This window comes from Proteiniclasticum sediminis (assembly GCF_018128025.1).
Classification (GTDB): Bacteria; Bacillota; Clostridia; order Clostridiales; family Clostridiaceae; genus Proteiniclasticum; species Proteiniclasticum sediminis.
Genome location: NZ_JAGSCS010000035.1, coordinates 1 through 6,484, shown reverse-complemented (window position 1 = coordinate 6,484; position 6,484 = coordinate 1). Strand labels below are relative to the sequence as shown.

The 6,484-nt window shown below is 51.1% G+C and carries 8 protein-coding genes, 1 tRNA gene and 1 pseudogene; 7 read left to right on the top strand and 3 right to left on the bottom strand.

The genetic code is table 11. The annotated features are described in order from the left end of the window. The first annotated feature begins 84 nt into the window (after positions 1-84). The 5 genes from KCG48_RS14185 (at position 85) to KCG48_RS14170 (ending at position 2,882) form a co-directional block, all read left to right on the top strand. A tRNA-Phe gene (locus tag KCG48_RS14185) sits at positions 85-160 on the top strand. 3 nt (positions 161-163) lie between these two features. Continuing rightward, positions 164-292 (top strand): hypothetical protein, encoded by a 129-nt coding sequence (locus tag KCG48_RS14925; protein WP_269142452.1) that lies wholly within the window; start codon positions 164-166, stop codon positions 290-292. A 169-nt stretch (positions 293-461) separates the two neighbouring features. Continuing rightward, complete coding sequence (speD, locus tag KCG48_RS14180; protein WP_211802834.1) at positions 462-1,268, top strand: adenosylmethionine decarboxylase; 807 nt, start codon at positions 462-464, stop codon at positions 1,266-1,268. Positions 1,269-1,302: 34 nt separating this feature from the next. After that, positions 1,303-2,151 carry a polyamine aminopropyltransferase gene (gene speE, locus KCG48_RS14175; protein WP_211802833.1) on the top strand — a complete coding sequence of 283 codons (849 nt, stop codon included), beginning with the start codon at positions 1,303-1,305 and terminating at the stop codon, positions 2,149-2,151. 143 nt (positions 2,152-2,294) lie between these two features. Next, complete coding sequence (locus tag KCG48_RS14170; protein ID WP_211802832.1) at positions 2,295-2,882, top strand: hypothetical protein; 588 nt, start codon at positions 2,295-2,297, stop codon at positions 2,880-2,882. Between the two features lie 120 nt (positions 2,883-3,002). Here KCG48_RS14170 and KCG48_RS14165 read toward each other — a convergent pair whose 3' ends face one another. Beyond that, positions 3,003-3,464: a peroxiredoxin gene (locus tag KCG48_RS14165; protein WP_211802831.1), complete on the bottom strand. Its 462-nt coding sequence runs from the start codon at positions 3,462-3,464 to the stop codon at positions 3,003-3,005. Positions 3,465-3,618: 154 nt separating this feature from the next. Here KCG48_RS14165 and KCG48_RS14160 point away from each other — a divergent pair, with 154 nt between their 5' ends. Continuing rightward, on the top strand, positions 3,619-4,368 hold the full coding sequence (locus tag KCG48_RS14160) for a peptidylprolyl isomerase (RefSeq protein WP_211802830.1): 750 nt from the start codon (positions 3,619-3,621) through the stop codon (positions 4,366-4,368). A gap of 48 nt (positions 4,369-4,416) precedes the next feature. Here KCG48_RS14160 and KCG48_RS14155 read toward each other — a convergent pair whose 3' ends face one another. Together KCG48_RS14155 and KCG48_RS14150 are read right to left on the bottom strand one after the other, a co-directional pair. Beyond that, entirely contained in the window at positions 4,417-5,076 is a 660-nt protein-coding gene (locus tag KCG48_RS14155; protein ID WP_211802829.1) for an HAD family hydrolase, read from the bottom strand. Positions 5,077-5,080: 4 nt separating this feature from the next. Further along, the gene (locus KCG48_RS14150; RefSeq protein ID WP_331000408.1) at positions 5,081-5,614 is read right to left on the bottom strand and encodes a phosphatase PAP2 family protein; all 534 of its coding nucleotides are present in this window, start codon (positions 5,612-5,614) and stop codon (positions 5,081-5,083) included. A 298-nt stretch (positions 5,615-5,912) separates the two neighbouring features. On the opposite strand from KCG48_RS14150, the pseudogene KCG48_RS14145 reads away from it, so the two are divergent. Next, positions 5,913-6,484: pseudogene (locus tag KCG48_RS14145) on the top strand (IS1634 family transposase); the annotation flags it as partial.

Below are 6,484 nucleotides of genomic sequence, written 5' to 3'. Positions count from 1 at the left end.
CGAACACGACGGTTAAGCCTATAGGTGCCGATGATACTGCAGGGGCAGCTCTGTGGGAAAGTAGGGGGATGCCAGTTTTTCCTTGGCTTCATAGCTCAGTTGGTAGAGCAGTAGACTGAAAATCTACGTGTCCTTGGTTCGATTCCGAGTGAAGCCACCAAAGATGACCGCATCGCAAGATGCGGTTTTTTTGTGCTTGTGGCGTGGCACAGCAGCTTCCGGTTCGCAGGAAAAAGCATTGGGGTTCAATGGTTTTGAAAAGGATGAAGAAAGTTTAGTATTACTAAACTAAATACTTATTAAATTTGTGCTTTCTCCGTTGACAAGGGGGCTGAATTCTTGTAAACTCACTCCAGGAACACTCTCGAGAAGGAGAGCTTCATGCGATCCAGAGGGGATTTCCAGCGCGAAAAAGGATTAACGTCCCAGGGGTACCCCGGGCGGCCGAAAGGAAAATGACCATGGCTGAGAAACTGAGACTCTACGGCTTCAACAACCTGACCAAAACCCTGAGCTTCAATATCTACGATCTTTGCTACGCCAAGACGGAAAAGGAGCAGAGCGAGTATGTGGACTACATCGACGAGATGTACAATTCCGAGAGACTGACGAAAATACTCTGCGACGTCACGGAGATGATCGGTGCCCATGTCCTCAATATTTCAAAACAGGATTACGATCCCCAGGGAGCCAGCGTCACGGTCCTCATTTCGGAGGAACCCTTGGGAAAAGATATTGTGGATGCGTCCTGCAATCTGGGGGAAGTGGTCTATGGCCGCCGGGAAAGCGTCGTGGGACATTTAGACAAAAGTCACCTGACGGTGCACACCTATCCGGAGTATCATCCGGATCGAGACATCAGCAGCTTCCGGGTGGACATCGAGGTTTCCACCTGCGGACGAATATCTCCGCTGAAGGCGCTGGATTATCTCATCGGAAGCTTTGACTCCGACATCATCACCATCGACTATCGGGTTCGCGGATTTACGCGGGCGGAAGAGGGGAAGAAGCTCTTCATCGACCATGATATCCGGTCCATTCAGGACTTCATTGATCCCAAGACCCTGGATGCCTATGATGCCCATGACATCAATGTCTATCAGGCCAACCTCTTCCATACGAAGATGCTGATCAAGGACATTCATCTGCAGAACTATCTATTCCGCAACGACATCCGGGAGTTCTCCCCTAAGGAAAGACTGGAGATTACCAACAACCTGCGTCGGGAAATGATTGAAATATTCAGCGGAGCCAATATTTATGACTGATGTTCAGCGAACATCGGAATCGGAGGAAATACAGATGGAATTATGGTATACAGAAGACCACAGCCGGGGAGCGAAGTTCTCCCTGAAGGTGGAAAAGCAGCTCTATTCCGGAAAGAGTGATTTTCAACGCATTGACGTCTTTGAGACGGAAGAGTTCGGCAAGTTCTTTACCCTGGACGGCCTGGTCATGATCACGGAAAAAGATGAGTTCATCTACCACGATATGATTGTCCATGTGCCCATGGCCACCAATCCTAAGATCCGCAAGGTCCTGGTCATCGGTGCCGGGGACGGCGGAACGGTGCGGGAACTGGTCCGCTATCCGGAAATTGAATCCATCGACATGGTGGAAATTGATGAACTGGTGGTGGAAGTCTGCAAAGCCTATTTCCCCAAATCCACCAGCGGATTTGCCGATCCCCGGGTCACCCTGTACTTTGAGGATGGGCTAAAGTTTGTCCAGGAGAAGGTGGATGCCTACGATCTCATCATCGTGGACAGCACAGACCCCATCGGACCGGGGGAAGGTCTCTTTACCCGGGAGTTCTACCAAAACTGTCATCGGGCCCTGACAAAGGATGGGATTCTGGTGAACCAGCATGAAAGCCCCTTCTACGATCACTATGCCAAGGCTATGCAGCGGGCTCACCAGCGCATCCGGGAAAGCTTCCCCATCGCCAAGGTCTATCAGGTCCATATCCCCACCTATGCCTCGGGACATTGGCTCTTTGGCTTTGCCTCCAAGACCTTCGATCCCGTGGCGGATCTGGATGCCCACGCCTGGAATCAGCGCGGACTGGAAACGGGCTACTACAATACGGATATTCATCAAGGGGCCTTTGCGCTTCCCAACTATGTAAAGAAACTCCTGGAAGAAGCTTAGAAGAGAATAAGAGGATCATAGCGGGCACTTTAAAAAGCCCGCTTTTTCTTAACTCCCCAAACTGCAGCCGTTAAAATTCCATGAAAATCCCCCGCTGAAGGAAAAACTGTTTATAATGAAAGAAAACCTTGGGGAGAATGAAGATGAAACAGACCGTGAATGGCATTGAATATACCGTCCTGACGAAGGACCTTCGGAAGATCTTCAGCGGGCTTTACGGCGGGAGCCAGCATTTGAGCACCAAGGGCCTGGCCCGGTTTGGCTGCGGCGCCGTGACCCTGAACACATTTGCCGCCTATATGGATGGAAAATCCTATGTCCGGGAGGAATTGATCCGAGACCAGAACCACATGTTCCGGTCCTATCTGCTGGGACCCACCACCGCCCTGCGCTTTAAACTGGCGGCGATTTGGTATTATCGGCTCCGGGGGAAAAAAGCCCGGGTCAGCATCACCCACAGTTTTGTCGGAAGCGTATGGGGGCTGCGGGGCATGATGATGGAGATCAAAAAAAGCATCGACGAAGATGTCCCTGTGCCTCTCATCGTGGGGCTGAAGCTGCGAAAGGGCTATGAGGACAATCTGTATTCCCACTGGGTCACCGTCTGCGGCTATACCGACAACTTCCAGGTCTTGGTGTCCGATAATGGCCGCATGGAAACCCTGAACCTGAAGGAACTGTCGGGAAAGCGCATGTTTGTGGCCACCACCCGCATCGCCTTTTCGGCGTAGTCCCGAAGGAAAGTCACGACATTATTCCGAAGAAAAACAAGAGAACCGGGGAATGGCCTTTCTGGCTGTTCCCCGGTTCTTCAAGCCGGAGGAGAGTTGCTCCTCATGCTTTTTTTGATCTTAGCGGTTTTTCAAAAACTCCAGAATTTCTTCGGCGTGGCCCTCGGGCTTCACCTTCCGGTTTTCATAGATGACGATGCCGTCTTCATCGATGATGAAGGTGCTGCGCTGAATGCCGATGGACTTCTTCCCGTACATGTTTTTTTCCTTCAGCACATCGTAGAGTTCACAGACTTTGCTCTCCTCATCGGAAAGGAGAAGGAAAGGCAGCTGGAACTTTTCGATGAATTTGTCATGGGAGCCCAGGGTGTCCCGGGAGATGCCCAGCACGGTGGCTTTCAGGCCCGACAGGGTATCGTGGTGATCCCGGAAGCCTTCCGCTTCCAGGGTGCATCCCGGGGTGTTGTCACGGGGATAAAAGTAGAGGACCACCAGGGAGCCCCTGTAGTCGCTGAGGGCATGTTCCTTCTTATCGGAACCCATGAGGGTGAAATCCGGAGCGGGTTGGTTGAGTGTGATCATTGGTCAGCCTCCTTGAGACGTTTTCTCCATTGTACCCGAAAACGCCGGAGGACAATGCAAAAAGACTGAAAAATTTTATCCAATTTTTTGTGAATTCTCATTGGGGAGAGAATGTGTTAAGATAGAGAAGAATCTGCAATAAAGGAGTTTATTTATGGAAAATCATGTACTGGCGAAAGTAAACGGCATCGAAATCACGGACGCCATTTTGGACAGCACCATTGCATCGCTTCCTCCGGAAAGAAGAAGCTATTTTGACTCGGAATACGGCCGCAACCAGCTGCTGGAGCAGCTGGTGAGCGTAGAGCTCATCAACGCCTTCGGCACTGAGCTGGGGCTGGACAATGACCCCCACTATCAGGCCCAGGTGGAGCAGGCCCTGAAGGACATCAAGTACAGCTTCACCATGAACAAGGTCTTTGGCGCCATCACCATCGAAGAAGAGGAAGCCAAGACCGTCTTCGACGAGAATCCTGATCTCTACCAGGGCGAGGCCTCCATTCGTGCCAGCCATATTCTGGTGGACAATGAGGATCTGGCCAAGGAACTCATCGGCAAGCTGAATGGGGGAGAACTCTCCTTCGAAGAAGCCGCCATGGCACACTCCAGCTGTCCGTCCAAGGAACAGGGCGGAGACCTGGGCGAGTTCGGCCGGGGCATGATGGTGAAGGAATTCGAGGATGCAGCCTTTGCCCTGGAAGAGGGTGAAATGACCGCAGAGCCCGTGGCCACACAGTTCGGCTACCACATCATCCGCACTACGGAAAAGAAGGGCACCGCACCGGTGGAATTTGAAGCCGTGAAGAGCCAGGTCATGAACCGCATGCTGCAGGAAAAGCAGATGGAATACTACACAAAGCTCCTCATCGAGCTGAAAGAAAAGTTCCCGGTGGAATACAAGTAAGAAGAAAGTCCCCATGCTGCGGATCAAAACCCAGCATGGGGACACTTTTTAGCTAATCATGTGGAGAACCTGGCTGAAGCTGTGGATGAAGACGTGACAGGTGGAAAGAATTTCCTCCCGTTTGTCCGCAGAGAAGGAGTCGTAGACCCCAAAAACCGTCATGCCGGCTTTCCGGGCACCCGCCATGGCGGCGGGGATATCTTCAAAGACTGCGATTTCCTGGGGAGCCAGTTCCAAGAGCTTCGCGGCCAGAAGATAGACATCGGGCTCCACTTTTGTTTTTCCCGCCATATCCGTGGTGACGAGGACGTCGAAGAACTGGTGGATGCCCCGGGCGTGAAGGGTTTCGTGAAGAATTTCGCCCGAGGAGCTGGTGGCGAGAGCCAGTTTGATTCCCTTATTCTTCAGCGTGTCCAGGAGCTCGAAGGCATACTCCTTCAAGGGCACATGATGGATATATTCGTATTTGGCTTGGCTGTTCCAGTCGGCCTTAATTTCTTCCACGCTTTCCGGGAGCTGAAACTCCCGCTTGAAGTATTCGGCGGTTTCATTGAAGCTTAAATGGGAGATCCGCTCCATGAGGACTTCGGGGAGAATGTTCAGTCCCTTTTTCAGGATGAAGTCTTCATCGATTTTTCGCCAGACCCCCATGGAGTCCACCAGGGTCCCGTCCATATCGAAAATGACACCTTTAATCTGATCAAACATACTTCTACCTCCTGAGGATGTGCACAAGCGCTGCGGAAAAGCTTCCGATGAGGGCACCAGCCGTCACATCGGTGGGGTAGTGGACGCCCAGATAAACCCGGGAAATGGCCACCAGGAAAGCCAGGGCCATATAGAGGGCCGAGGAGATGTGACCGGAGGTCACCATGGCGGTGGTCACCGCCAGACAAAAGGCTGCGGAGGTATGGCCCGAGGGGAAGGAATACTGATCCACGCCGATTTTCAGGCTTTCCAGCTCAATGATGGTCTGGAAAGGGCGCTTTCGGCGGATGGTATTTTTCAGAATCCCCACGGTGAGGGAAGACAGGATTAAGCCGATGGCGGCGGAAATGGAAAAGTCATCCAGATTCCGGCCAGGGAGAAAGGAAAAAGCAAGAACAAAGCCTAAGGCAAAAACATCGGAACCCAGATAGGTCACAGCGATGAAGAAATAGTCGAGAAGTTTATGCTTAAAATTCTTATTGATATAGATGACGATATTCTCGTCCCATTGTTGGAGAGTCTCCAGCAAATTGATCACCGCCTGTATAAGTCTGGAGTCATTATACCGTATTTTTCCCCTGGTGGGGAACCCTGAAGAAGTTTTTACGGGAAGTTAACGAAAATAATCCCTGGGGGTCAGGGCGATAAAGTGGCCTGCGGGGAGCTTCCCGACTTTGACAGTTTCTTTAAGACATCTGCGACGAAACCCCTGATATCCCAAAGAAAATCAGGGGTTTTCTTATTATTTCTCTTGTTGTATACGGTTGTATATGATATAATAAGGTATGTTTGTGAAAGTAACCAAAAATCGCGAGGGCATTCAGTATGTTTCAATTGTGGAAGGCTACCGCGACAAAGACAAGGTCAAACACCGGACCGTAAAATCCCTGGGAAAGCTAACCGATCTGGAAGCCGGAAATCCTAATTATCTTGCGGAACTAAAGGAGAGCGTCAAGGAAGGAAAATTTCAACCGGAACCAGAAACTCTGTTCCTGACCCTGGATTTAAACCAGAAAATCTCTGCTCCTCTCCAAAACTATGGTTGGCTCCTTCTGGACGAAGTCTACAAAAGTCTGGGCATCGCGAGCGTGCTGAGCCTACACCTGAAGAAGACCAAATCAAAAATCGACCTGAACGAGGCCTTGCGCCTCTTGACGGTGAAGAGAATCCTGGATCCGCAAAGCAAATGGAAGAGTGTGCAAACCCAAGGCGATCTTTTCGGCGACTTTGCGTTGTCCCCACAAGAGATTTACCGTTCCCTGGACACCCTTTCTGTACTCAGTGAAGAAATCCAGCTGCAGATGCACCATGCGATCGCGAAGCAGATCGGACGCACAGGGGCCTTGGTCTTCTATGATGTCACCAATTACTATTTTGAGACGGACTTGGATGATGAACCCGTCGAAAT